This is a genomic window from Ancylobacter sp. G4_0304 (genome assembly GCF_047501495.1).
Lineage (GTDB): Bacteria > Pseudomonadota > Alphaproteobacteria > Rhizobiales > Xanthobacteraceae > Ancylobacter.
In genome coordinates this window covers 61548-84690 of sequence record NZ_JAZDRM010000004.1, presented here as the reverse complement: position 1 = coordinate 84690, position 23143 = coordinate 61548, and the positions used below count along the sequence as shown (strand labels likewise).

The window sequence follows — 23143 nt, the reverse complement described above, 5'->3', positions numbered from 1 at the left end:
AAACCAAGCATGCACGTAACGCATAGCCCAGGCGGTCCGCGGCGGAACCTGCCGTGTGAATCCGGAAGACACGCGACGCCGCTCGCGCCCGCCGGCGGCGCGCGCGATGCCCTACGATACGAGGCTCTTTAGACCGATGCGGGCGGCTTTAGGCCGATGCGGGCGGCTTTAGACCGATGCGGGCGCCCAGCGCTATTGCGCGGGCGCGCCCTGCGGAGCTTCCTGCGGCGGCAGTGGCAGGCCCCAGGCGCTGAAGGTCTGGCGGAAGGCCTGATCGCCCGGCACGCCCTTTTCCAGCACCAGAATGGCGCGGCGGCCATTGTCGAACACCATCGGCAGGTCGATCCAGTTGCGCGTGATCAGCAGGCCGAGATTGCGCTGGCGCTCGATATCGATCGCGGAAAGGCCGATCAGGAAGTAGCCGGGCGCCACCCGCACCGCGAGGCCGGTCAACGGCGCGCCCTGCGCGCCCTCGGACGCCTTGGCGCGGATGCCCGGTACATTGGCGACATTGCCGAGGTCGAAATTCGGCGGCAGCTCGTACTGGATCTCGACGATGTGCGAGGCCGGGATGCTGGCATCCTGGTTGCGGCGCAGCCGCAGCGTCGCCTTGATGCCGCGATCGGGAATGGTGATCTCGGCCTTGATGCCGATATCCGGCGCCATGCCGTCACCGGGGCTGAACGTATCGGTGCTCCAGACCACGGAGCCGACGAATTGCTGGAGGCCCTGGTCGCCGCCGCCCGCGCTCTCCTCGAACAGCACCGCGCGCTCGGCGACGCCAAGCGTCTGGGCGCCGGGCTGGGCGGGGGCGACACGCTGGCCGTTGGCGGTCGGCGCCTGCGCGATGCGGTCGGTGGATTTCGCGACTTCCGGCGTCGCCGGCGCGCCGGTGGCCGGCGCCTGCTCGCCGCGCAGCACCGGGGCGGAGCCGCCATTGACCATCGCGACGATGACATCGCTCTTGAGGTAGCCGACCACGCCGAGCGCGGCCAGCACCACAAGAACCACCAGCGCAATCAGCAGGCCGCGCCCGCGCCGGGGCGTCTCGTCCTCGAAACGGTCGGGATGACGGCCGTCGATCTCGCCGCCGCGCTCGGCCGGCCCGTGTGCTGCGTCGGTCTCGCCGGGCCGCAGCGCGGCGAAATCCGCGCCGTGGGAGGCACCATGGGTCGCCGGCTCGTCCGGCCAGCCACTGGCGGCGCGGCGTTGCGCCGCCGCCTCCACCAGGTCCTCATAGCCTTCGAGTTCATCGGGCTCGGCGCGGGGCGGCGCCGAGGCGGCGGACGGCCCGAGGCCGAAGGCGCCGACCTCGCGCGGCTGGGCGGCCTCGTAGCGCGCCGCACCGAAACGGCCATCCGCCGGCCGGTGCGGGGCCTCGACGGCCGGAACGGGGGCCTCGACCCCGGCGGGAGCCGGCGCGTCCGCAGGCAGATCCGGCTCGGGCGCCGCCTCTACGGCGGGCGTCGGCTCGTCAAAAGCCGGCGCGGACGGCGCAACAGGGGCGGGTTCGGGAGCCGGCGGCGGCGCGTCGACCGAGGGTTCAAACGCCTCGGGTTCCGGTACCGCGGGCTCCGGTGCCGCGGGCTCCGGTGCCGCGGCCTGGGGCGCCGGCGGCTCGGCATAATCCAGCTCCAGCCGGCGGATCGCGTCCTCCAGCGAGGATCGCTCGCGCGCGATGTCTTCCTCGCGCAGCGGCGGGTCGGCATTGCGCAACTGATTCAGCAGGGCCTTGCGCGCGCGTTCAAACACGACATTGCGAGCGTCCCGACCCTTGTTCGGGAGCCCGCCAATGGCGCGCGCGAGGAGCGGATAATAATCAGCCATTACGCTATGCGGTCACGCACTGGAGCCGGAAGGCGGCAGCGCTCATGATTCGAAGGGATTCTGGACGAGAATCGTATCATCCCGTTCCGGGCTCGTGGACAGCAGAGCGACCGGGCAGCCGATAAGTTCCTCGATCCGGCGCACATATTTCACCGCCTCGGCCGGCAGGCCCGCCCAGGAGCGCGCGCCCGCCGTTGATTCGGTCCATCCCGCGATGGTCTCATAGATCGGCTCGACATGGGCCTGCGCATCCTGGCCGGCCGGAAAATAATCCAGCTCCCGGTCGCCGAGCCGGTACTTGGTGCAGACCTTCAGCTCGGTGAAGCCGTCGAGCACGTCGAGCTTGGTCAGCGCGATGCCGTTGATGCCCGAGGTGCGCACCGTCTGGCGCACCAGCACGGCGTCGAACCAGCCGCAGCGGCGCGGACGGCCGGTCACCGTGCCGAATTCATGGCCGCGCTCGCCGATGCGGCGGCCGATCTCGTCGTCGAGCTCGCTGGGGAACGGACCCTCGCCGACGCGGGTGGTGTAGGCCTTGGTGATGCCGAGCACATAGCCCACCGCGCCCGGCCCGAGGCCGGAGCCGGTCGCCGCCTGCGCCGCCACCGTGTTGGAGGACGTCACGAACGGGTAGGTGCCGTGGTCGACGTCGAGCAGCGCGCCCTGCGCACCCTCGAACAGGATCTTCGAGCCGTGGCGGCGCTCATCGTCGAGCAGCGCCCAGGTGCGGTCCATGAAGGGCAGCACCTGCGGGGCGATCGCCAGCAGCGCCTCGCGCAGGCCCTGCGCATCGACTTCCTCGATGCCGAGGCCGCGGCGCAGCGGATTGTGATGGGCGAGCAGGCGCTCGATCTTGGCGTCCAGCGTGTCGGGATAGGCGAGGTCCATCAGGCGGATCGCGCGGCGGCCCACCTTGTCCTCATAAGCCGGGCCGATGCCGCGCTTGGTGGTGCCGATCTTGGTGCCGGAGGCGGCGGCGTTCTCGCGTATGGCGTCGAGCTCGCGGTGCAGCGGCAGGATCAGCGTGACGTTCTCGGCCACGCGCAGGCGCTCCGGCGAGACCTCGACGCCCTGCCCCCGGATGCGGCCGATCTCGTCGACCAGCGCCCACGGGTCAAGCACCACGCCATTGCCGATCACCGACAGCCGCGCGCCGCGCACCAGACCGGACGGCAGCAGCGACAGCTTGTAGGTGGTGTTACCGACGACCAGCGTATGGCCGGCATTGTGCCCGCCCTGGAAGCGGACCACGACATCCGCCTGCTCGCTGAGCCAATCGACGATCTTGCCCTTACCCTCGTCGCCCCACTGGGAACCGACGACGACCACGTTCGCCACGTGCCAAGCTCCTGATTGCGGCGGACGGCACGGCCGGGCCGTGGTCCGCACAGACAAAACCCCGGCGAAGCATTCCGACCGGGGTTGCCACCTATTAAGGGATCGGCTCCGGGGTGGCAAGAACATGTGGCGCAACATCTGGGCGGCGCGGGCTCCCCGCCCTGCCCGCGCGCGCGACGAAATGGCGGCAGCCCTTCCACCTCGATCCTAAGATTCCCTCCCATCGGGAAATGCTCTAGACCCTTGGACCCCGCTCAATCGCCCTCGCGTCACGGTCGCCCGCCATGTTTCGCCGCCTGCTCGATGCGCCCTATGTGCTGCTCACGCTGGTGCCGCTGTTCTGGGCCGGCAACATCGTGCTGGGACGACATGTCGCCGGTCAGGTGCCGCCGGTGGCGCTGGCCTGGTTCCGCTGGGTGCTGGCCTTCCTCATCCTGCTGCCCTTCGCCTACAAGGCGCTGCGCCAGGACTGGCCGCTGATCCGCCGTCATTTCGGCCTGCTGACGCTGATCGCCTTCACCGGCATCTCGGCCTACAACACCATCTTCTACTGGGGCCTGCAGTTCACGCCGGCGCTGAACGGGCTGCTGATGCAGTCCACCGGCCCGCTGCTGATCGCGCTCTGGGCCTTCCTGCTGCTGGGCGACCGGCTCTCCGCCGGGCAGGCGATCGGCATTACCCTCTCGCTGATCGGCGTGGTCATCATCATCTGCCGGGGCGATCTCGCGGTGCTGACCACGATCGGCTTCAATATCGGCGACATCGCTCTGTTCAGCGCCATGGTGCTCTACGGCCTCTATTCCGCGCTGCTGGGGCGGCGCCCGCCGCTGAGCCGCCTCGGCTTCCTCGCCTTCTCCATCGGCTGGGGCGCGGTGCTGCTCACTCCCGCCTTCATCTGGGAACGCGTCTCGGGCCCGCCGCTGACCTTCAACCTGCTGACGCTGGCCTCCATGGCCTATGTCGCGGTGTTCGCCTCGGTGCTGGCCTATCTGTTCTTCAATCGCGGCGTCGATCTGATCGGGCCGAACCGGGCGGCGCCGTTCTTCCACCTGATGCCGCTGTTCGGCTCGGTGCTCGCCATCCTGTTCCTCGGCGAGACGCCGCATCTCTACCACGCCGCCGGCTATGCGCTGGTGCTGTGCGGGGTCGCCACCGCGACCTTCTTCGGCAGGAAGAAGGCCGCGCCCGAAAAGATCAGCCCAGCTCGAAGCTCGTGACGCCGTAAATCTCGTCCAGCGCCAGCACCGGCGCCGGCCCGCGATACATGCGTGCGGTCTCGAACACCGGGGCGAGCCCGGCACGGCGCGCCAGCGCTTGCCCGCGCGGATTCGGCTCGCAGATGTCGAGGCTGACCGGGCCGTCGCCGACCTGCGCGCACAGGGCGGAGAACACCTCCTGCGCCGCCGCCTCGTCGCGAGCCACCAGAGGGGCGATCTTCCAGCCCTCGCGCGCCGGGCGCACCATGCCCCAGCCGGCGAGTTCGCCATCGCGCAGCAGCGCCCGGCCGACATGGCCCTTCGTGCCGATCCAGCTTTGCAGGAAGGCGCGGCGCGCCGCCGGGAAGACACGGGCGTCGCTCGCCTCGACCTGGGCGAACGGCACGGTGGCGAGGTCGACACAGGCGCCCTCCTCGCCGCCGCTTATCCGCCCGGAAAAGCGGACATTGCGATAGGCGAATTCAAATCCCTGCCGTGCGTAATTCGCCTGTTGCGCCACCACACCGTCGAGCCCGACCGTGCGCGGCCCGGCATGGGCCAGCCCGGCCTGCCACAGCTTGAAGCCGATGCCGTGGCCGCGCAGTTCCGGCCGGACGATGTAGAAGCCGAGAAAGGCAAACCGCGCATCGTAGTTCACAACCGAGATCACGGCGGCGGGTATGCCGTCGCGCTCCGCGCCCCAGAAGCCCTGCCGATCGACGGTGGCAAAGCACGCGGCATCGGCGAGGCCCGGATTCCAGCCCTCCGCCGCCGCCCATTCCACCGCGAGCGGTATTTCAGCCGGCGCGAGAGGTCGGATATGCACGGTATCGCTCATCGCGGGCTCCATTGATTCGCACCGGGAGGACAGGATGATCAACGAACAGCTCACGATCGGCCTTGTGGTCAATGTCGTGACCATGCTCATTCATCTCGCCGCCACCATGCTGCTCGTGGCGCTGATCCACCCTTACGGCAACTGGTTCTCGAACCGGCCGCGAATCCGGCTGGTGATCGCGCTGCTGGTCACGAACTACGTCCTGCTCACCGCCCATCTGCTGGAGGTCGGGCTATGGGCGCTGGTCTATACGTGGCTGGAACTGGTCGGCGATCCGGCGGACGCCTTCTACTCGGCCTTCGTCAACTACACGACGCTCGGCTATGGCGACGTTCTCCAGGGCACCCGCACCCGCCTGCTCGGCCCGCTCGCCTCGGCCAGCGGCATCATGATGTTCGGCTGGTCCACCGCGCTGCTGATCTATGTGCTGCAGGGCCACCTGCCCAACATCATCACGCGGACGCCTCAGGACGACTGAGCCGCCCCGGCCTCACCCCTCCTTGCAGGTGGCGACCGGCGCGGCATCCTCGCCGCGCGTGAGGTCGTAGAGGCTGGCCGCGCGGCCCGTGCTCCACCAGACATAGCGCCCGCCGGCATAGCGCGCGCCGGAGCCGGACAACACATTGGCGAGCACGACGAATTCGCCCTTGCGTGTGAGCGTGGCGAGCGCGACCGGGCCGGCATTGATGTAGACGACCTCCACCGCCGACTGATCGTCGCAGGCGTAGCGCGCCCGGATCTCCTGCGCCGTCACCCCTTCGGGCAGGGGGATGACGATGGAGCCGGAGGCCGGCGCCGGGGCCGGATCGGTCGCCGCCAGCGCAGGGAAGGCCGTTGCGAGAACTGCGAGCCCGGCCGCCAGCGGCAGGGCGAAAGGCCGGTGATGCCTGCGGATCATGGTCGTCCTCCCCTCTGCGCCCGACGCTCACGCCGGCGGCTTGTGGTGGGCGTGCCAGTGCCGGGCGATGTCGATGCGCCGCGGCACCCATACGCGGTCATGGGATGCGATATGATCGATGAAGCGCTCCAGCCCGACAATGCGCCCCGGCCGGCCGACGAGGCGGCAATGCAGGCCGATGGTCAGCATCTTCGGCGCCTCCGCCCCCTCGGCATAGAGCGCGTCGAAACTGTCGCGCAGATAGGCGAAGAACTGGTCGCCGGAATTGAAGCCCTGCGCGGCGGCAAAGCGCATGTCGTTGGAATCGAGCGTGTAGGGAATGGTGAGATGTGGGCCGTGCGGCCCCTTCACCCAATAGGGCAGATCGTCGGCATAGGTGTCCGAATCATAGAGGAAGCCGCCCTCCTCCATGGTGATGCGGCGCGACTGCTCGGAGGTGCGTCCGGTGTACCAGCCGAGCGGCCGCTCGCCGACGACATCGGTGTGCAGGGCGATCGCGGCGTCGAAATCGGCCTTCTCCGCCTCATAGGAATGGTTGCGGTAGTCGATCCATTTATAGCCGTGGCTGGCGATCTCCCAGTCGGCCTCCTTCATGGCGGCAACCACGTCCGGGTTGCGGGCGAGCGCGGTGGCGACGCCATAGACCGTGAGCGGCAGGCCGCGCCGCTGGAACAGGCGCCACAGCCGCCAGAAGCCGGCGCGCGAGCCGTATTCGTAGATCGACTCCATGTTCATGTGGCGCTGGCCCGGCCAAGGCTGGGCGCCGATGATCTCGGAGAGGAAGGCCTCCGAGGCGGCGTCGCCATGAAGAATGCAGTTCTCCCCGCCCTCCTCGTAATTCAGCACGAACTGCACCGCGATCCGCGCGCCGCCCGGCCATTTCGGGTCCGGCGGGTTGCGGCCATAGCCGATGAGATCGCGGGGATAGGGCTGGTCGTAATCGAACATGGTACAGACTCGGGAAAAGCGGCGACGCACGCGACAGATGTTACAGGCTAGAGCCCTTCCCGTTCGGATGAAACATTATCTCGCAGTCGCGGGATAAATCCCCCTCCCGCTCTCGACAGACGGGGCCGGCGCGTTTTTGATGGCGCCGTATCCCCTACCGGAGTCCGTCCATGTCGCTGCCTGATCCCAGCCTGCTTCTCGCCCGCGCGCCGGTGGTGCCGGTCGTCACCATTCAGAGCGTGGCGGCAGGCATCAAGCTTGCCCGTGCGCTGGTCGAGGGCGGCCTGCCGCTGATCGAGGTGACGCTGCGCACCCCGGTCGCACTGGAGGCCATGGCCGCCATTGCCGCCGAAGTGCCCGACGCCGTGGTCGGCGCCGGCACCGTGACCCGGCCGGAGCTGATCGAGAAGTCAATCGCCGCCGGTGCACGCTTCCTGGTCTCGCCCGGCTGCCCGCCGGCGCTGGCGGAAGCCTTCGCCGAGGCGCCGGTGCCGGTGCTGCCGGGCTGCGCCACCGCCACCGAGGCGATGACGCTGCACGCCATGGGCTTCTCGGTGCTCAAACTGTTCCCGGCCGAGGCGGTCGGCGGGGCGAACCTCATCAAGTCGCTAGCCGGCCCGCTGCCGGACTTGCGCTTCTGCCCGACCGGCGGCATCGGGCCGGACAATGTCGGCAAGTACCTGTCGCAGACCAACATCCTCGCGGTCGGCGGCTCCTGGGTTTGCCCCAATGACGCGGTCAACACCGGCGACTGGGACCGCATCGTCGAACTGTCCAAGGCCGCTGCCAAGCTGCACCGCGCGGCGTTCCCGTAAGAGGGAACGGCACGTTCAAACGCAAAACGGCCGGGGCATGCCCCGGCCGTTTTCATTCCGGCAGGCCGACGAGGCTCAGAACGCCAGCGGCTTGGCCTGCTTCACGGCGGGGAGCTGCTGCACCTTGGCCAGCACCTCGGCCGGCACCGCGCCGTCGACCTCGACCAGCGCGATGGCGTCGCCGCCCTGATGGTCGCGGCCGAGCGCGAAGGTCGCGATGTTGACACCGGCATCGCCGAGCAGGCTGGCGAAGCGGCCGACGAAGCCCGGCTTGTCCTCATTGGTGACGTAGATCATCGAGGGCGCGAACTCGGCGTCGACCTTGATGCCCTTGATGTCGACGATGCGCGGGCGCCCGTCGGCGAACACCGTGCCGGAGAGCGAGCGCTCCATCTTCTCGGTGACAACGGTCAGGGTGACGAGGCTCTCATAATCGCCGGCCACCTCGCGGGTGACCTCCTCGACCACGATGCCGCGCTCCTTGGCGATGGAGGGCGCCGAGACGACGTTGATGTCGGCCAGCGCCGGACGCAGCAGCCCGGCCACCGCCGCCGAGGTCAGCGCGCGGATCTTCAGCTCGGACACCGCGCCCTCATAGGCGATGCGCACGGTCTTGATGTCGGTGTCGGTGAGCTGGCCGGCGAAGGAACCCAGCTTTTCCGCGAGCTCGATGAAGGGCTTGAGCTTGGGGGCTTCCTCGGCGGTGATCGAGGGGAAGTTCACCGCGTTGGAGATCGCCCCGCGCAGCAGATAGTCGCTCATCTGCTCGGCGACCTGAAGCGCGACGTTTTCCTGCGCTTCCGAGGTGGAGGCGCCCAGATGCGGGGTGCAAATCACGCCCGGCAGGCCGAACAGCGGATTCTCGGTCGCCGGCTCGGTGACGAACACGTCGAAGGCCGCGCCCGCGACATGGCCGCTCTTGATGGCTTCCGCCAGCGCCGCCTCGTCGACCAGACCGCCGCGCGCGCAATTGACGATGCGCACGCCCTTCTTGGTCTTGGCGATGGCCTCGGCGGAAAGCACGTTGCGGGTCTTGTCGGTCAGCGGCGTGTGCAGGGTGATGACGTCCGCGCGGGCCAGCAGCTCGTCCAGCTCGACCTTCTCCACGCCGATGGCAACGGCGCGCTCCGGCGAGAGGAACGGGTCGAAGGCGACGACCTTCATCTTGAGGCCGATCGCGCGGTCGGCAACGATCGAGCCGATATTGCCGCAGCCGATGACGCCGAGCGTCTTGGCGGTGAGCTCGACGCCCATGAAGCGGTTCTTCTCCCACTTGCCGGCCTGGGTCGAGGCATCGGCGGCAGGAATCTCGCGGGCCAGCGCGAACATCATCGCGATGGCGTGCTCGGCGGTGGTGATGGAGTTGCCGAACGGCGTGTTCATCACGATCACGCCCTTGGCGGTGGCGGCCGGGATGTCGACATTGTCGACGCCGATGCCGGCGCGGCCGACCACCTTGAGGCGGGTGGCGTTGGCGAGGATCTTCGGGGTGACCTTGCTCGCCGAGCGGATGGCGAGGCCGTCATAATCGCCGATGATCTCGGCCAGCTTGTCCTTGTCCTTGCCGAGGTTCGGCTGGAAATCCACCTCGATGCCGCGATCCTTGAAGATCTGCACGGCGGCGGGGGAAAGGGCGTCGGAAATCAGAACGCGGGGAGCCATCGGCTTCATCCTGTTCGAGAATAGGGGTTTCTATCCCGCTGCTGGCGGGAGGGGACGACGAAGCGTTCGTCGGGCGGTGCGCCGGTAGCGCCGCCGGCGGAACGGCCGGGAGGAGGCCGTCCGCAGGCGGGGCGTGCGCAGCGTCCCTTCGCCGTCCCCTCGCGTCAGCGGCGGGGGAGCGGGACGAAAAGGACGTCAGGCCGCCTGCTTCAGACCGGCCTTGGCGCTGTCATAGGCGAAGGTGAGCCACGGCAGCAGCGCTTCGAGATCGGACGCCTCGACGGTGGCGCCGGCCCAGATGCGCAGGCCGGCGGGCGCGTCGCGATAGGCGCCGATATCATAGGCGACACCGGCCTTTTCCAGCGTGCCGGCGATCGCCTTGGCGAAGGCGGCCTGTGCGTCGGGCGCGAGCGCCTTCACTTCCGGGTCGGCGACCACGAGGCAGACCGAGGTGTTGGAACGGGTGGCCGGGTCCTTCGCGAGGAAGTCGATCCAGTCGTTCTTGGCCACGAAGTCGGCCAGCACCTTGAAATTGGCGTCCGAGCGGGCGCGCAGGCCCTTGAGGCCGCCGAGGCTCTTCGACCACTGCAGCGCGTCGATATAGTCCTCGACGCAGAGCATGGACGGGGTGTTGATGGTTTCGCCCTCGAAGAGGCCCTCGATCAGCTTGCCGCCCTTGGTCATGCGGAAGATCTTCGGCATCGGCCAGGCCGGGACGTAGCTCTCCAGCCGCTCCACGGCGCGGGGCGAGAGGATCAGCATGCCGTGCGCGGCCTCGCCGCCCAGCACCTTCTGCCAGGAGAAGGTCACGACATCGAGCTTGGCCCAATCGAGGTCCTGCGCGAAGGCGGCCGAGGTGGCGTCGCAGATGGTGAGGCCGGTGCGGTCCGCCGCGATCCAGTCGCCGTTCGGCACGCGCACGCCGGAGGTGGTGCCGTTCCAGGTGAACACGACGTCATGGTCGAAATTCACCTCGGCAAGGTTCGGCAGTTCGCCATAGCCGGCCTTGAGGGTGCGGGCATCCTTGAGCTTGAGCTGCTTGACCACATCGGTCACCCAGCCCTCGCCGAAGCTTTCCCACGCCAGCAGGTCGACCGGCCGCGCGCCGAGCAGCGACCACAGCGCCATCTCCACCGCGCCGGTGTCGGACGCGGGGACGATGCCGATGCGGTAGTCGGCGGGGATTTCGAGAACCTCGCGGGTGAGGTCGATCGCCAGCTTGAGCTTGGTCTTGCCGACCTTGGCACGATGCGAGCGGCCGAGCGGCGCGTCGCTCAGGCCTTCCAGCGTCCAGCCGGGACGCTTGGCGCAGGGGCCGGACGAGAAATTGGGATTGGCCGGCTTGTGCGCCGGCTGTGCGGTAATCGTCATGATAGCCATCCTTCCAGATGGGTGCCCCTCGGTGGGGAGGGGTAGCCCGAGGCGGGTCATACTCCCGGACGCGCACGGGCGCAAGGCCACCCTGCGCACCTCCCGACGGCCGCCGCCCCCGTCGCGGGCCGCGGGAACCGCACAGCCACCCATAGGCACCCGACCGACGCCTACAACTTTAACGATATTTTTGACGGTAATCACAAATATATCGACGCTTGAGTTGGACTCTTCGTCGAATTATCATGCGTATATCGAACTATTTATCATTTTGTTACAAACTAAACAATGGATTTTCCTATGTTTGAGGCTACAATAGTAATCATACTAGTCGTTTTGTTTATTTCGGGAGTGATATTTGGTTTTATATCTGCATGCATATTATCATCTAATAGGATATCATATTTGATCGAAGAGAATTTATATCTTAGAACTATTCTTTTAACTATTGAAGGTGACCAGTAAAGTGCAACATTAACACCAAAAGAACGAGACAATGAAAGCAGACGAACTATCAATACTCCGGCATAAATGGAGATTAACTCAAGTCGAAATGGCAACTCGCCTTGGAATGGGGCGCCGAGCCTATATAGATCTAGAAACCGGGCGCCGCTCTATCAGACGATCGCATATATTGGCGCTGGAGCGACTCAGCATGGACATGAGCATCATCCACAACGATCCGGCCATGCTCATGCCGAATGCCCGATATGTCGTCGACTACCTCGTCTCCAGTGACGCCGAGCCGGAATAGAGGCCGCCCACGTGCAAAAATCGCACAATGATACCATCAAGGTGAAGTTGCGGCCGCCTGTCGCCGTCGCCAGTAATCTGCCCGCGCCATCGGCGCATTCCGTACCGCCGGCCGGGGCCGGTGCGATCCGAATGGTCTAAGATTCCCGCTCGGCGCCAGCCGGAAGGGAGACCGCCACCGGATAGATTCCCGCGACCCACCGCCCGCAATGGCGGGAGCTTGGGTACCTGCTGGGAAAGTGAGCTCGCGCGCGGGGGGCCGCGCTCCGCTCAGTCGATCAGATAGCGCGCGCCGATGCGGATTTCGTGGGCGCCCTGGTCAAAGTCAGGCACGCCGGCGCCGCCGATGTCCACGCTGTCGAGACTGAGATAGCGATAGCCGACATCCATCTGCCAGTTCGGCGACAACTCGACCGCCACGCCCGCCATCACCGCCCAGGCGAAGCCCCAACCGCTGGCGGAGCCGATATCGGCACCCAGAAACGCGATATCCGACACCGAGACATAGCCCGCGCCCGCACCCGCGCCGACATAGGGCGTGAGCCCGTGCCAGGTGCCGAGGTCGACATAGACATTGCCGAGCAGCGTCGCCGTCTCATATTCCGCCGAAAAGGCCCCCGCCGTGTAGTCGGCCTTCGTCCGGTAGTCGGCGGTGATGTCGAGGCGCAGCCAGTCATTGGCGCGCACGCCGGCGCCGAGGCCGACCAGCCAGGCATCGGCGATCTGCGCGCCGGCATCGAAATCGAAGAAGCCCCAGTCCGGCCGTTCATTGACCACGTAGCCGATATCGCCGCGCAGATACCAGCCGCTGGTGTCCTCGATCTGCGGCGCCTTGGCGAGCAGGTCGGCAGCGTCGAGATCGGAGGCGCCGAGATCGGCCGCCCATGCCGGCGCCGCCACGGCAAGCCAGCCGGCGGCCAGAACCGCCAGACCCGGAATGGTGGAGTACGCAACGCGACGCGACATGCCCTGCCCTCTTGGATGGCCGGGACACGCCCGGCGACCGTCGATGAGCCGTCACTCTCGCAGCGATTATTTAAGGAGCGCTTAACCTTAACGCTTAACCACCTTCGTGCTCGCGCGGCCGGAACGGGACACGCCGGCCCCGCAGCGTCAGCCTTGCCGGGCGGCACGCGCGGCCGCTTCCAGATGCGGCGTCAGGTTCGGATCGAGCTTGAGCGCCATGGCCAGCCGGGCGAGGAAGGCGCGCTCGGCGCTGTTGTCCGGGTCGATGGCGAGCAGCGCGGAGAGATAGACCTCGGCCGCCTCCTCCTCGCTCGACACGTCGCGGGCGATGGTCTCGACGCTCGCCGGGTTGGCAAGTTCATCGGTGAGGAACTGCTCGGCCTCGTCGAGCCGCGCGCCGCCCTCGTTCAGCTTCGCGGAGATCGCAATACGCTCATGGTCGTCGATATGCCCATCGGCGAGCGAAGCCGCGATCATGGTGCGCAGCAGGGTGACCGGAAGCTGGGTGCGCGCGGCCTGAACCGGGCTGAACGGCGACTCCGGCGGGGGCAGCTGCGCCGCGGTCGGCGCGGGGGTGGCGGCGTTGGCCGGGGCCTGCCCCTGCTGGTAGTTCTGATAGGCCTTGTAGGCCAGCGTGCCGACAAGGGCGAGGCCGCCGAGCGCGGCGACATTGCCGCCGACCTTGCGCAGCTTCTTGTTGCCCATCACCAGCGAGACCAGCGCCCCCGCCGCCGCGCCGCCGGCGAGCGAGCCGCCATTGTTGGACAGGTAGTCCTTGGCCCGGCCGACCAGATCGCCGCCACCCTGAGCCGGACCGGCGGACGGAGCGCCGCCGCCGAGCATGCCGGTCAGTCCGCCCAGCAACCCGTCGAGCCCGCCCGGCGCGGATGAGCCTTGCGGCTGCCCCCCGGTCTGCGCCGGCAGATTGCCGGCGGCGGGGGCGCCGAGAAACTGGTCCAGCAGGCGCTTGGCATCGAAATTCTGGGTGTTGAACATGGTGCTTCCCGTTGTGAAACCGCACGGGAGGTAGGGGCGGAACATGGCTTCCGCAAGGAAAGGTGGACAACCGGCGATAAGCATTTCGTGAAGTGCCGGGACGGGCGGGAAGCCCCTCCCGGCACGGCCGCATGACTCACGCGCCGCGCAGCGCCGCCCGCAGCTTCTCTTCCTGCTCGTTGGTCAGGTTGGTCTGCAGCACCGTGCCGCCGAACTTCGCCATGTCGGCGACCACCTTGTCGGCGGTGACCTTGCGGATCAGCACGCACAGCGCCGCCTGCTTCGGGCCGAGCGCCGAGCTGGCTTCCTTGATGAAGTCGTCATTGATGCCGACATCGGTAAACTTGCCGGCAAGTGCGCCCGCGCCGGCGCCAACCGCCATGCCCAGCAGCGGATTGAGGAACAAGAGCCCGACAAGACCGCCCCACAGCCCGCCCGAAGCGGCGCCGGCGAGCGTCGTGTTGACCATCTGATGCAGCTTGATCGAGCCGTCTTCCTCGCGGACCGCGATCACGGCATCGCCGAGCTCGATCAGATATTCCTTCTGGAGCTTCAGCAGCTCCTGCCGGGCCGCTTCGGCCTTCTCTTCGGATTCATAGGCAATGATAACGAGATCGGCCATGTCACTCTCCACGCGTTTCCGGCGGGCGATCGTCCCCCGCCGCCCGTCATAGAGCCCATGGTGGCGTGCCCGCGCAACAGCTCTTTGACGGCAGCAGGACACCCGTCATGCCTGAGAGGATGCGACACGGCCCGCCGCGTGATGTCGCATTCGTTCAACGCCGGCGCCGAAACAATGCTCGCCTCCCGCCGCCTGCCGCGCCAGCATGCCTGACACTGGCGCACGCGGCGCATTCGCTGTGGCGAGGAGGTTCACGCCTTGCAGAAATTCTCCGGTTTCGAGCTGTTTCGCCGCGCCCTTGGCGGGCACAAGGGCTGGCAGCCGCAATGGCGCACCCCCGAGCCCAAGGCCGCGTATGACGTGATCATCGTCGGCGCCGGCGGGCATGGCCTCGCCTGCGCCTATTATCTCGCCAAGGAACACGGCATCACCAATGTCGCGGTGATCGAGCGCGGCTGGCTGGGCGGCGGCAATACCGGGCGAAACACCACCATCGTGCGCTCCAACTACCTGTTCGACGAGAGCGCCGCGCTCTACGAGCACGCGGTAAAGCTGTGGGAAGGGCTCTCGGCCGACCTCAATTACAACGTGATGTATTCGGCGCGCGGCGTGCTGATGCTGGCGCATAACCATCACGACGAGATCAGCTTCAAGCGCCATGTCCATTCCAACAACCTGAACGGCGTGGATAATGAATGGCTCACCGCCGAGCAGTGCAAGGAATTCTGCCCGCCGCTGAACATTTCCTCGATGCGCTATCCGATCATCGGCGGCGCCTTGCAGCGGCGCGGCGGCACGGCGCGGCACGACGCGGTGGCCTGGGGCTTTGCCCGCGCGGCCGATGCGCGCGGCGTCGACATCATCCAGAACTGCGAGGTCACGGGCATCCGCCGCGGGCCGGACGGCGCGGTGCAGGGCGTCGAGACCTCCAAGGGCTTCATCGGCGCGAAGAAGATCGGCGTCTCCGCCGCCGGGCACAGCTCGGTGGTGATGGCGATGGCCGGGGTGCGCATGCCGCTGGAGAGCTTCCCGCTCCAGGCGCTGGTGTCCGAGCCGGTGAAGCCGGCCTTCCCGACCGTGGTGATGAGCAACACCATCCACGCCTATATCTCCCAGTCCGACAAGGGCGAGATGGTGATCGGCGCCGGCACTGACGCCTACACCTCCTATTCCCAGCGCGGGGCGCTGCACATCACCACCCACACGCTGGACGCGATCTGCGAACTCGTCCCGCAGTTCCGGCGCCTGCGCATGCTGCGCAACTGGGGCGGCATCGTCGACGTGACGCCGGACCGCTCGCCGATCATCGCCAAGACCCCGGTGCCGGGGCTGTATGTCAATTGCGGCTGGGGCACCGGCGGCTTCAAGGCGACGCCGGGCTCGGGCAATGTGTTCGCCCACACCATCGCCCGCGACGAGCCGCACCCGATCAACGCGCCCTTCACGCTGGAACGCTTCCGCGACGGCTTCCTGATCGACGAGGCGGCCGCCGCCGCCGTCGCGCATTAGAGGCGATTGCCATGCTCATCATCAACTGCCCCTGGTGCGGGAACCGGCCCGAGATCGAGTTCCGCTATGGCGGCGAGGCCCATATCGCCCGGCCCGCCGACCCCTCGGCGCTGTCCGATCAGGAATGGGCGGATTTCCTCTACAACCGCACCAACCCGAAAGGCCGCCATGCCGAGCGCTGGCGCCATATCCATGGCTGCGGCCGCTATTTCAACGCGGTGCGCGACACGGTGAGCGATTTCTTCGTCGTCACCTACAAGGCGGGCGAGCCGCGCCCCGACATTGCGGGAGAGACCAAATGACCGGCTCGTTCCGCACCGCTTCCGGCGGGCGCATCGATCGCGCCAAGCCGCTGGCCTTCCGCTTCGACGGCACGACCTATTACGGCTTCCAAGGCGACACGCTGGCCTCGGCGCTGATCGCCAACGGCGTCCATCTCATGGGGCGCTCGTTCAAATATCACCGCCCGCGCGGCGTGGTCTCGGCGGGCTCCGACGAGCCGAACGCGCTGGTCGATGTGCGCCGCGACGACGCCCGCACCACGCCGAACCTGCGCGCCACGCAGGTCGAGCTCTATGAGGGACTGGTCGCGACCAGCCAGAACCGCTGGCCCTCGCTCGGCTTCGATGCCGGCGCGATGAACGACCTGTTCTCGCCCTTCCTGCCGGCCGGCTTCTACTACAAGACCTTCATGTGGCCGGCGGGGGCGTGGAAGCGCTTCTATGAGCCGAAGATCCGCGCCATGGCCGGCCTCGGCGTCGCCCCCACTTTGCCGGACCCGGACCGCTACACCCAGCACTACGCCCATTGCGACGTGCTGGTGATCGGCGCCGGCCCGGCCGGCATCGCAGCCGCACTGGCGGCAAGCGCCACCGGCGCGCGGGTGATGCTGGTCGACGAGCAGGCCGAATTCGGCGGCTCGCTGCTGGCGGAGACCGGCGCGACCATCGACGGTAAGCCGGCTCAGCAATGGCTGGCGGATGCGTTGGAAACGCTGGCGGCAAGCGGCAATGTCACCCTGCTGACCCGCACCACCGCCTTCGGCTATTTCCCGCACAACATGATCGCGCTGGCCGAGCGTGTCACCGAACACCTCGCCAGCCCGAACCCGAACCTGCCGCGCGAGCGGCTGTGGCAGGTGCGGGCGACGGAGGTGGTGATCGCCGCCGGCGCGCTGGAGCGCCCGCTGGTGTTCCCCGAGAACGACCGGCCGGGCGTGATGCTGGCCGAGGCCGGGCGCACCTATCTCACCCGCTACGGCGCGAAGCCCGGCACCCGCGCCACCGTGTTCACCGCCTGCGATTCCGGCTACCGCGCCGCGCTGGAGCTGGCGGCCGGCGGGGTCGAGGTCGCGGCCATCGCCGATCTGCGCCCGCAGGTCCATGGCGACTGGGCGGCAAAGGCGCTCGATGCCGGCATCGATGTGCGGCCCTCCACCGTGGTCACCGGCACACTGGGCCGGCGCCGCGTCTCCGGCGCGCATCTCGCCAAGCTGAAAGCCGGCGCGGTCGGCCCGGCGGAAACGGTCGCCTGCGACCTCGTGCTGATGTCCGGCGGCTTCACGCCGAGCGTGCATATGTTCTCGCAGTCGCGCGGCAAGCTGGTCTACGACCCGGCCTTGCAGGTTTACCTCCCCGGCACCTCGGTGGAGCGCGAGCGCTCGGCCGGCGCCTGCCGCGGCGTCTATGGCCTCAAAGCGGTGATCGAGGACGGCTACGCCCGCGGCGAGAGCGCGGCGAAGGATGCCGGCTTTGGCGCCGCCTCCCCGCGTGCTTTCGCCGTGGAGGCCGCTGAACTCGGAACCGACGGCTTCATCGGCGCGGTGCCGCATGGGCGCAATCCCGCCTTCGCCAAGGCCTTTGTCGACTGGCAGAACGACGTCACCTCCAAGGACATCGCGCTTGCCACCCGCGAGGGCTTCCGCTCCATCGAGCATGTGAAGCGCTACACCACCACCGGCATGGCGACCGACCAGGGCAAGAGCTCCAACATGAATGCGCTCGGCATCGTGTCGGAACAGCTCGGCGTCGGCGTGCCGCAGATCGGGCTGACCACCTTCCGCCCGCCCTTCACGCCGACCACCTTCGGCATCTTCGCCGGGGCCGCGCGCGGCGACCTGTTCGACCCGATCCGCACCACGCCGATCCATGACTGGGCGGCCGAGCGCGGCGCGGCCTTCGAGGACGTGTCGCTGTGGAAGCGCGCGCATTACTTCCCGAAGACCGGCGAAGATATGCACGCGGCGGTCGCACGCGAGTGCAAGGCGGTGCGCTCCGGCGCCGGCATCTTCGACGCCTCGACGCTGGGCAAGATCGAGATCGTCGGGCCGGACGCCGCCGAGTTCATGAACCGCATGTACACCAATGCCTGGACCAAGCTGGAGCCCGGCCGGCTGCGCTATGGCGTGATGCTGCGCGAGGACGGCTTCGTGATGGATGACGGCGTAGTTGGGCGCCTCTCCCATGACCGCTTCCACGTCACCACCACCACCGGCGGCGCGCCGCGCGTGCTGGCGCATATGGAAGATTATCTCCAGACCGAATGGCCGGACCTCGATGTGTGGCTCACCTCCACCACCGAGCAATGGGCGGTGATCGCGGTGCAGGGGCCCAAATCGCGCGAGATCCTCCAGCCGCTGATGGACGATATCGACCTCTCCCGCGCCGCCTTCCCGCATATGAGCGTGCGCGAGGGCCATATTCGCGGCGTGCCGACGCGGGTGTTCTCGGTGTCCTTCACCGGCGAACTCGGCTTCGAGGTCAATGTGCCGGCCGAACATGGCCGCGCCATCTGGGAGGCGATCTTCAAAGCCGGCGAGCCGCACGGGATCATGCCCTACGGCACCGAGACCATGCATGTGCTGCGCGCCGAGAAGGGCTACATCATCGTCGGGCAGGAAACCGACGGCACCGCTGTGCCCGATGACGTCAATCTCGGCTGGGCGGTCGGCAAGGCCAAGCGCGACTTCGTGGGAAAGCGCTCGCTGGAGCGCGCGGCGATGAGCGCGCCGGACCGCAAGCAGCTTGTGGGCCTGCTCACCACCGATCCGAAGATCGTTCTGGAGGAAGGCGCGCAGATCGTCGCCGAGCCGGGCGTCAAGGTGCCGAGCCCCACGCCGGTGCCGATGCTGGGCTTCGTCACCTCCTCCTATGCCAGCGCCACGCTGGAGCGTTCCATCGCGCTGGCCATGATCAAGGGCGGGCGGGCGCGGATCGGCACGAAGCTGCACGTGCCGATGCCGGGCGGCTCGATCGAGGTCACGGTGGTGGAGCCGAGCTTTTACGACCCCAAGGGAGAACGGTTCGATGCCTGACAACGCCGCGCTCCAGCGCCTCAGCGAGGGCCTGCGCCCGATCGAGGCCGCCCGCCTCAGCCTGCTCGGCCCCGCCGCGCGGCTCGCCTTCCGCTCCCGCGAGGCCGGCATCGGCCCGGCCGGCGAGGCGTTCGGCGTCGCCCTGCCGCGCGAGGCCAACCGCTTCAGCCAGTCGGGTTCGCGCCTGGCCTTCTGGCTCGGCCCCGACGAATGGCTGCTGCTCGCCCCCGGCGAGGAGGCCGCCCCCCTCGCCGCCGCCATCGAGGCCGCGACGTCGGGCGTGCCCCATGCGCTGGTCGATGTCTCGTCGCGCAGCGTCGGCATCGAGATCGCCGGGCCTGAGGCCGCCTTCGCGCTCAATCAGGGCTGCCCGCTCGATCTGGCGCTCGCCGCCTTCCCGGTCGGCATGTGCACCCGCACCCTGCTGGGCAAGGCGGAAATCGTGCTGGTGCGCCACGGGCCGGAGCTGTTCCACCTCGATGTGTGGCGCTCCTTCGCCCCCTATGTGCTCGGCTTCCTTGACGAGGCGCGCCGCGAATTCGCCTGAGACGCCCGATTTGCTATGCTGGTGCCGAGCGCTCCCGCATGGTGGATGGATGACCGAGCAGAACCCCGCCTCCCGGACCACAGCGAGCCCCGCCCCGGTGCTGAACGTCGGCTTCATCCTCACCGACAATTTCACCCTGTCGGCGTTCTCGCTGCTGGTCGACCATCTGCGCCTCGCCGCCGATGACGGCGACCGCTCGCGGCCCATTCTGGCGCGCTGGCAGATCATGGCCTCGACGCCGGCGCCGATCCGCGCCTCCTGCGGCGTCACCGTGGCGCCGGCCGGGGCCTTCGTCGATCCCGCGAACTTTCAATACATCGTGGTGGTCGGCGGCCTCTTACACACCGGCCACCAGCTCGACGAGGCGAGCGTCGCCTATCTCAAGCGCGCCGCCCGCGCCGGGGTGCCGCTGGTCGGCGTGTGCACCGGCAGCTTCGTGCTGGCCCGCGCCGGGCTGATGACCGGGCGGCGCTGCTGCGTGTCCTGGTATCACTACCAGGATTTTCTTGAGGAATTCCCGCACCACACCCCGGTCGCCGACCGGCTTTACGTGATCGACGGCGATCGCATCACCTGCGCCGGTGGCGGCGGGGCGGCGGACCTTGCGACCGCGCTGGTGGAAAAGCATCTCGGCCGCTCCATCGCCCAGAAGAGCCGCCATGTGATGCTGCTGGACCGCGCCCGCCCCGGCACCGAGGCGCAGCCGCATCCCCCGATTGCCGATCTCGTCGCCGACGACCGCGTGCGCCGCGCCTTGCTGCTGATGGAGCAGCACATGGCCGACCCGCTGCCGATCGCCGACATCGCCCGCCGGCTCCAGCTCTCCACCCGGCAATTGGAGCGGCTGTTCCAGACCGTGATGGGCCAGCGCCCGGCCGAGTTCTATCGCCGGCTGCGGCTGCGCTATGCCCGCTTCCTGCTGGACACCACCGTCCGCTCGGTCACCGACATCGCGCTGGAATCCGGCTTCTCGGATTGCGCGCATTTCTCCCGCCAGTTCAAGGCGCAGCACGGCTTCACCCCCTCGGATGCGCGCGCGCAGAGCCCGGCCACCGCTCCCGGCGCGGCGGCACGGAGCATGGCGGCGCAGCGGCTGTTCGACTAGGCTGGTCCCTCGTCAAGCGAGGAGCCCCGCCATGAGCGCACCGACCGCCCCCATCCGCATCGGCATCGGCGGCTGGACCTTCGAGCCGTGGCGCGGCCTGTTCTATCCCGACAAGCTGCCGCAAAAGCGCGAGCTGGAATATGCCGCCGGCAAGCTCACCGCCATCGAGGTCAACGGCACCTATTACGGCTCGCAGAAGCCCGAAAGCTTCGCGAAATGGCACGACGAGACGCCGGACGGCTTCGTCTTCGCGCTCAAGGGCCCGCGCTTCGCCACCAATCGCCGCGTACTGGCGGAAGCGGGCGGGTCGGTGGAGAAGTTCCTGACGAGCGGCCTCACCGAGCTCAAAGCGAAACTCGGGCCGATCAACTGGCAGTTCATGCCGACCAAGAAGTTCGATCCGGCGGATTTCGAGGCGTTCCTGAAGCTGCTGCCGGCGTCTCACGAGGGGCTGCCGCTGCGCCATGTCGTGGAGGTGCGCCATGACAGCTTCCGCAACCCGGAATTCGTCGAGATGGCGCGGGCTTACAAGGTCGGTGTGGTCATCGCCGGCGATAGCGAGCACCCGCTGATCCCCGACCTCACCGCCCCCTTCGTCTATGCCCGCATCATGGGCACGCGCGAGGAGGAGCCGGCGGGCTATGGCGAGGCGGAGCTGGAGTCCTGGGCGGCGCGGGCGCGCCACTGGAGCGAAGGCCGCACGCCGCCGGAGCTCGGCAACACGCTGCTCGCCCCGCCGGCCTCGACCGACCCGCGCGAGGTGTTCCTGTTCGTCATCAGCGGCTTCAAGCCCCGCAACCCGGCCGCCGCCATGGCGCTGATCGACAGAACACGCTGATCAGCGGGTGTGACGCGAAGGGCCGGAAGGCGCCCGCTCATATCTTCCATTCAATGTCGCTTTAGCGCATCTGCGTGTCGCAAACGAGAAAGTCAGCGCGCACTTTCCGTCGAACAATTCCAGACAGGATGCGCGGCCGGGGACGGCGCGCCGGGATGGAGATTCCCATGCTCGACACCACCGACACGCCGCTGAAAACCCTGATCAAGCGCCGCAAGCCCGGCTACAGCCTGGAAGCGCCGTTCTATACCAGCCCGGAGATCTTCGAGGCCGACATGGAGTTCATCTTCAACCGGCACTGGATTTTCGTCGGCGTCGAGCCGGATATTCCCGAGCCGGGCGACGCCATGACCTTCGACATCGGCAAATACGCGATCTTCGTGGTGCGCGACGACGACATGAACGTGCGCGCCTATCACAATGTCTGCCGCCATCGCGGCGCGCGCCTCCTGCTCGACTACAAGACCACGGTCGGCAACCTGGTCTGCCGCTATCATTCCTGGACCTACGGCCTCGACGGCAAGCTGCTGTTCGCCGAGCATATGGGCCACGATTTCGACGCCGCCTGCCATGGTCTCAAGCCGGTGCATGTGCGCTCGCTGGAAGGGCTGATCTTCGTCTGCCTCTCCGACGACCCGCCGGCGGATTTCGACGTGATGGCGGCGAAGATGGCGCCCTATCTCGCCCCGCACGATCTGAAGAACGCCAAGGTCGCGTTCGAGAAGGACATCATCGAGCCGGGCAACTGGAAGCTCACCATGGAGAACAACCGCGAGTGCTATCACTGCGCGGGCAACCATCCCGAGCTGACCGTCCCGCTGTTCGCCTATGGCTTCGGCTTCGCGCCGGAGGAGCTGGACGAACACGGCCGCAAGGAGGCCGAGGATTACGCCAAGCTGGTCACCAACTCGCATCGCGAATGGGAAAGCTGCGGCTTCCCCTCGGAAATGGTCGAGCACCTCGACGACATGGTGACCGGCTTCCGCACCGAGCGCCTGCCGCTGGCGGGCGACGGCGAGAGCCACACCAACGACACCCGCGCCGCCTGCCGGAAGCTGCTGGGCAAGATCAACGACCCCAAGCACGGCGCGCTGCACTTCTGGACCCAGCCGAATTCGTGGCACCATTTCATGTCCGACCACGCCGTGGTGTTCTCAGTGCTGCCGCTCGACGCCGAGCGCTCGCTGCTGCGCACCAAGTGGCTGGTGCACAAGGACGCGGTGGAAGGCGTCGATTACGACATCGAGAACCTGACCGCGGTGTGGGACGCCACCAACGATCAGGATTCGACGCTGGTCGGCTATTGCCAGGAAGGCGCGCGCTCGCCCGCCTATGAGCCCGGCCCCTACTCGCCGCACACCGAGATGCTCGTGGACAAGTTCTGCAACTGGTACATCGGCCGCATGGCTGAGCACGTCGGGCGGTAACGCCAGATCGCGTCGCGCGTCACGGCGTCATTCCAGCCGCAGCGAAGCGGGGGCCGGGATCGCTCGCCACCTCCCAAGCGTCCCGGATCGGCCTTTGGCCGTCCGGGATGACGGCGCGGTAGATGTCTCCTCACTGTCCTCTCCCCGACCGCGAGAGGGAGCATGGCTGATCCG

The 23143-nt window shown here is 67.9% G+C and carries 20 protein-coding genes and 1 pseudogene; 11 read left to right on the top strand and 10 right to left on the bottom strand.

Translation table 11 applies throughout. The features are described from left to right. Positions 1-192: 192 nt before the first annotated feature. Both VRZ77_RS03680 and VRZ77_RS03675 read right to left on the bottom strand, forming a co-directional pair. Positions 193-1827 carry a hypothetical protein gene (locus VRZ77_RS03680; RefSeq protein WP_414591356.1) on the bottom strand — a complete coding sequence of 545 codons (1635 nt, stop codon included), beginning with the start codon at positions 1825-1827 and terminating at the stop codon, positions 193-195. Between the two features lie 42 nt (positions 1828-1869). Then, complete coding sequence (locus VRZ77_RS03675; RefSeq protein ID WP_414591355.1) at positions 1870-3165, bottom strand: adenylosuccinate synthase; 1296 nt, start codon at positions 3163-3165, stop codon at positions 1870-1872. 284 nt (positions 3166-3449) lie between these two features. On the opposite strand from VRZ77_RS03675, the gene VRZ77_RS03670 reads away from it, so the two are divergent. Next, on the top strand, positions 3450-4382 hold the full coding sequence (locus tag VRZ77_RS03670) for a DMT family transporter (RefSeq protein WP_414591354.1): 933 nt from the start codon (positions 3450-3452) through the stop codon (positions 4380-4382). Here VRZ77_RS03670 and VRZ77_RS03665 read toward each other — a convergent pair. Further along, positions 4360-5199, bottom strand: a complete 840-nt coding sequence (locus VRZ77_RS03665; RefSeq protein WP_414591353.1) for a GNAT family N-acetyltransferase — start codon at positions 5197-5199, stop codon at positions 4360-4362. The two genes, VRZ77_RS03670 and VRZ77_RS03665, sit on opposite strands and share 23 nt — an antisense overlap. 34 nt (positions 5200-5233) lie before the next feature. Here VRZ77_RS03665 and VRZ77_RS03660 point away from each other — a divergent pair, with 34 nt between their 5' ends. Next, on the top strand, positions 5234-5677 hold the full coding sequence (locus VRZ77_RS03660) for an ion channel (protein ID WP_414591352.1): 444 nt from the start codon (positions 5234-5236) through the stop codon (positions 5675-5677). A gap of 12 nt (positions 5678-5689) precedes the next feature. On the opposite strand, the gene VRZ77_RS03655 is transcribed toward VRZ77_RS03660, so the two are convergent. Next, positions 5690-6097, bottom strand: a complete 408-nt coding sequence (locus tag VRZ77_RS03655) for an MliC family protein (protein WP_414591351.1) — start codon at positions 6095-6097, stop codon at positions 5690-5692. A 27-nt stretch (positions 6098-6124) separates the two neighbouring features. Beyond that, positions 6125-7045, bottom strand: a complete 921-nt coding sequence (gene puuE / locus VRZ77_RS03650; protein WP_414591350.1) for an allantoinase PuuE — start codon at positions 7043-7045, stop codon at positions 6125-6127. A 170-nt stretch (positions 7046-7215) separates the two neighbouring features. Between puuE and eda the strand changes: the two genes are divergently transcribed. Further along, a complete protein-coding gene (gene eda, locus VRZ77_RS03645) occupies positions 7216-7860 on the top strand; it encodes a bifunctional 4-hydroxy-2-oxoglutarate aldolase/2-dehydro-3-deoxy-phosphogluconate aldolase (protein WP_414591349.1) in 645 nt (214 codons plus the stop codon). A gap of 75 nt (positions 7861-7935) precedes the next feature. Here the strand turns inward: eda and serA are convergent, their stop codons facing one another. Both serA and VRZ77_RS03635 read right to left on the bottom strand, forming a co-directional pair. Beyond that, on the bottom strand, positions 7936-9522 hold the full coding sequence (serA, locus tag VRZ77_RS03640; protein ID WP_414591348.1) for a phosphoglycerate dehydrogenase: 1587 nt from the start codon (positions 9520-9522) through the stop codon (positions 7936-7938). A gap of 195 nt (positions 9523-9717) precedes the next feature. Next, complete coding sequence (locus VRZ77_RS03635) at positions 9718-10893, bottom strand: phosphoserine transaminase (protein WP_414591347.1); 1176 nt, start codon at positions 10891-10893, stop codon at positions 9718-9720. Positions 10894-11389: 496 nt separating this feature from the next. On the opposite strand from VRZ77_RS03635, the pseudogene VRZ77_RS03630 reads away from it, so the two are divergent. Further along, positions 11390-11530, top strand: a pseudogene (locus VRZ77_RS03630) (hypothetical protein); the annotation flags it as partial. A 386-nt stretch (positions 11531-11916) separates the two neighbouring features. On the opposite strand, the gene VRZ77_RS03625 reads toward VRZ77_RS03630, so the two are convergent. The 3 genes from VRZ77_RS03625 to VRZ77_RS03615 all read right to left on the bottom strand — a co-directional run bounded on the left by VRZ77_RS03625 (position 11917) and on the right by VRZ77_RS03615 (position 14230). Then, the gene (locus VRZ77_RS03625) at positions 11917-12612 is read right to left on the bottom strand and encodes an outer membrane protein (protein WP_414591346.1); all 696 of its coding nucleotides are present in this window, start codon (positions 12610-12612) and stop codon (positions 11917-11919) included. A gap of 147 nt (positions 12613-12759) precedes the next feature. After that, positions 12760-13608, bottom strand: a complete 849-nt coding sequence (locus tag VRZ77_RS03620) for a tellurite resistance TerB family protein (RefSeq protein ID WP_414591345.1) — start codon at positions 13606-13608, stop codon at positions 12760-12762. A gap of 136 nt (positions 13609-13744) precedes the next feature. Beyond that, positions 13745-14230 carry a DUF1269 domain-containing protein gene (locus tag VRZ77_RS03615; protein WP_414591344.1) on the bottom strand — a complete coding sequence of 162 codons (486 nt, stop codon included), beginning with the start codon at positions 14228-14230 and terminating at the stop codon, positions 13745-13747. A gap of 258 nt (positions 14231-14488) precedes the next feature. Between VRZ77_RS03615 and VRZ77_RS03610 the strand changes: the two genes are divergently transcribed. From VRZ77_RS03610 to VRZ77_RS03580, 7 genes are all read left to right on the top strand, one after another. Then, on the top strand, positions 14489-15739 hold the full coding sequence (locus VRZ77_RS03610; protein ID WP_414591343.1) for a sarcosine oxidase subunit beta family protein: 1251 nt from the start codon (positions 14489-14491) through the stop codon (positions 15737-15739). 11 nt (positions 15740-15750) lie between these two features. Then, entirely contained in the window at positions 15751-16041 is a 291-nt protein-coding gene (locus tag VRZ77_RS03605) for a sarcosine oxidase subunit delta (RefSeq protein ID WP_414591342.1), read from the top strand. Continuing rightward, positions 16038-19052, top strand: a complete 3015-nt coding sequence (locus VRZ77_RS03600) for a sarcosine oxidase subunit alpha family protein (protein WP_414591341.1) — start codon at positions 16038-16040, stop codon at positions 19050-19052. Before VRZ77_RS03605 ends, VRZ77_RS03600 begins: the two co-directional genes overlap by 4 nt. Further along, positions 19045-19599, top strand: coding sequence for a sarcosine oxidase subunit gamma (locus VRZ77_RS03595; RefSeq protein WP_414591340.1), 555 nt, complete (start codon positions 19045-19047; stop codon positions 19597-19599). Before VRZ77_RS03600 ends, VRZ77_RS03595 begins: the two co-directional genes overlap by 8 nt. A 49-nt stretch (positions 19600-19648) precedes the next feature. Next, positions 19649-20704: a GlxA family transcriptional regulator gene (locus tag VRZ77_RS03590; RefSeq protein WP_414591339.1), complete on the top strand. Its 1056-nt coding sequence runs from the start codon at positions 19649-19651 to the stop codon at positions 20702-20704. A gap of 31 nt (positions 20705-20735) precedes the next feature. Next, positions 20736-21542 (top strand): DUF72 domain-containing protein, encoded by an 807-nt coding sequence (locus VRZ77_RS03585; protein ID WP_414591338.1) that lies wholly within the window; start codon positions 20736-20738, stop codon positions 21540-21542. 167 nt (positions 21543-21709) lie between these two features. Then, positions 21710-22969 carry an aromatic ring-hydroxylating oxygenase subunit alpha gene (locus VRZ77_RS03580; RefSeq protein ID WP_414591337.1) on the top strand — a complete coding sequence of 420 codons (1260 nt, stop codon included), beginning with the start codon at positions 21710-21712 and terminating at the stop codon, positions 22967-22969. Positions 22970-23143: the final 174 nt, after the last annotated feature.

Coding starts and splice junctions, on each gene's coding strand:
- VRZ77_RS03680 (WP_414591356.1), bottom strand. CDS start 1,827: ATGGCTGATTATTATCCGCTCCTCGCGCGCGCCATTGGCGGGCTCCCG.
- VRZ77_RS03670 (WP_414591354.1), top strand. CDS start 3,450: ATGTTTCGCCGCCTGCTCGATGCGCCCTATGTGCTGCTCACGCTGGTG.
- VRZ77_RS03665 (WP_414591353.1), bottom strand. CDS start 5,199: ATGAGCGATACCGTGCATATCCGACCTCTCGCGCCGGCTGAAATACCG.
- VRZ77_RS03660 (WP_414591352.1), top strand. CDS start 5,234: ATGATCAACGAACAGCTCACGATCGGCCTTGTGGTCAATGTCGTGACC.
- VRZ77_RS03655 (WP_414591351.1), bottom strand. CDS start 6,097: ATGATCCGCAGGCATCACCGGCCTTTCGCCCTGCCGCTGGCGGCCGGG.
- puuE (WP_414591350.1), bottom strand. CDS start 7,045: ATGTTCGATTACGACCAGCCCTATCCCCGCGATCTCATCGGCTATGGC.
- eda (WP_414591349.1), top strand. CDS start 7,216: ATGTCGCTGCCTGATCCCAGCCTGCTTCTCGCCCGCGCGCCGGTGGTG.
- serA (WP_414591348.1), bottom strand. CDS start 9,522: ATGGCTCCCCGCGTTCTGATTTCCGACGCCCTTTCCCCCGCCGCCGTG.
- VRZ77_RS03635 (WP_414591347.1), bottom strand. CDS start 10,893: ATGACGATTACCGCACAGCCGGCGCACAAGCCGGCCAATCCCAATTTC.
- VRZ77_RS03625 (WP_414591346.1), bottom strand. CDS start 12,612: ATGTCGCGTCGCGTTGCGTACTCCACCATTCCGGGTCTGGCGGTTCTG.
- VRZ77_RS03620 (WP_414591345.1), bottom strand. CDS start 13,608: ATGTTCAACACCCAGAATTTCGATGCCAAGCGCCTGCTGGACCAGTTT.
- VRZ77_RS03615 (WP_414591344.1), bottom strand. CDS start 14,230: ATGGCCGATCTCGTTATCATTGCCTATGAATCCGAAGAGAAGGCCGAA.
- VRZ77_RS03605 (WP_414591342.1), top strand. CDS start 15,751: ATGCTCATCATCAACTGCCCCTGGTGCGGGAACCGGCCCGAGATCGAG.
- VRZ77_RS03600 (WP_414591341.1), top strand. CDS start 16,038: ATGACCGGCTCGTTCCGCACCGCTTCCGGCGGGCGCATCGATCGCGCC.
- VRZ77_RS03595 (WP_414591340.1), top strand. CDS start 19,045: ATGCCTGACAACGCCGCGCTCCAGCGCCTCAGCGAGGGCCTGCGCCCG.
- VRZ77_RS03590 (WP_414591339.1), top strand. CDS start 19,649: ATGACCGAGCAGAACCCCGCCTCCCGGACCACAGCGAGCCCCGCCCCG.
- VRZ77_RS03585 (WP_414591338.1), top strand. CDS start 20,736: ATGAGCGCACCGACCGCCCCCATCCGCATCGGCATCGGCGGCTGGACC.
- VRZ77_RS03580 (WP_414591337.1), top strand. CDS start 21,710: ATGCTCGACACCACCGACACGCCGCTGAAAACCCTGATCAAGCGCCGC.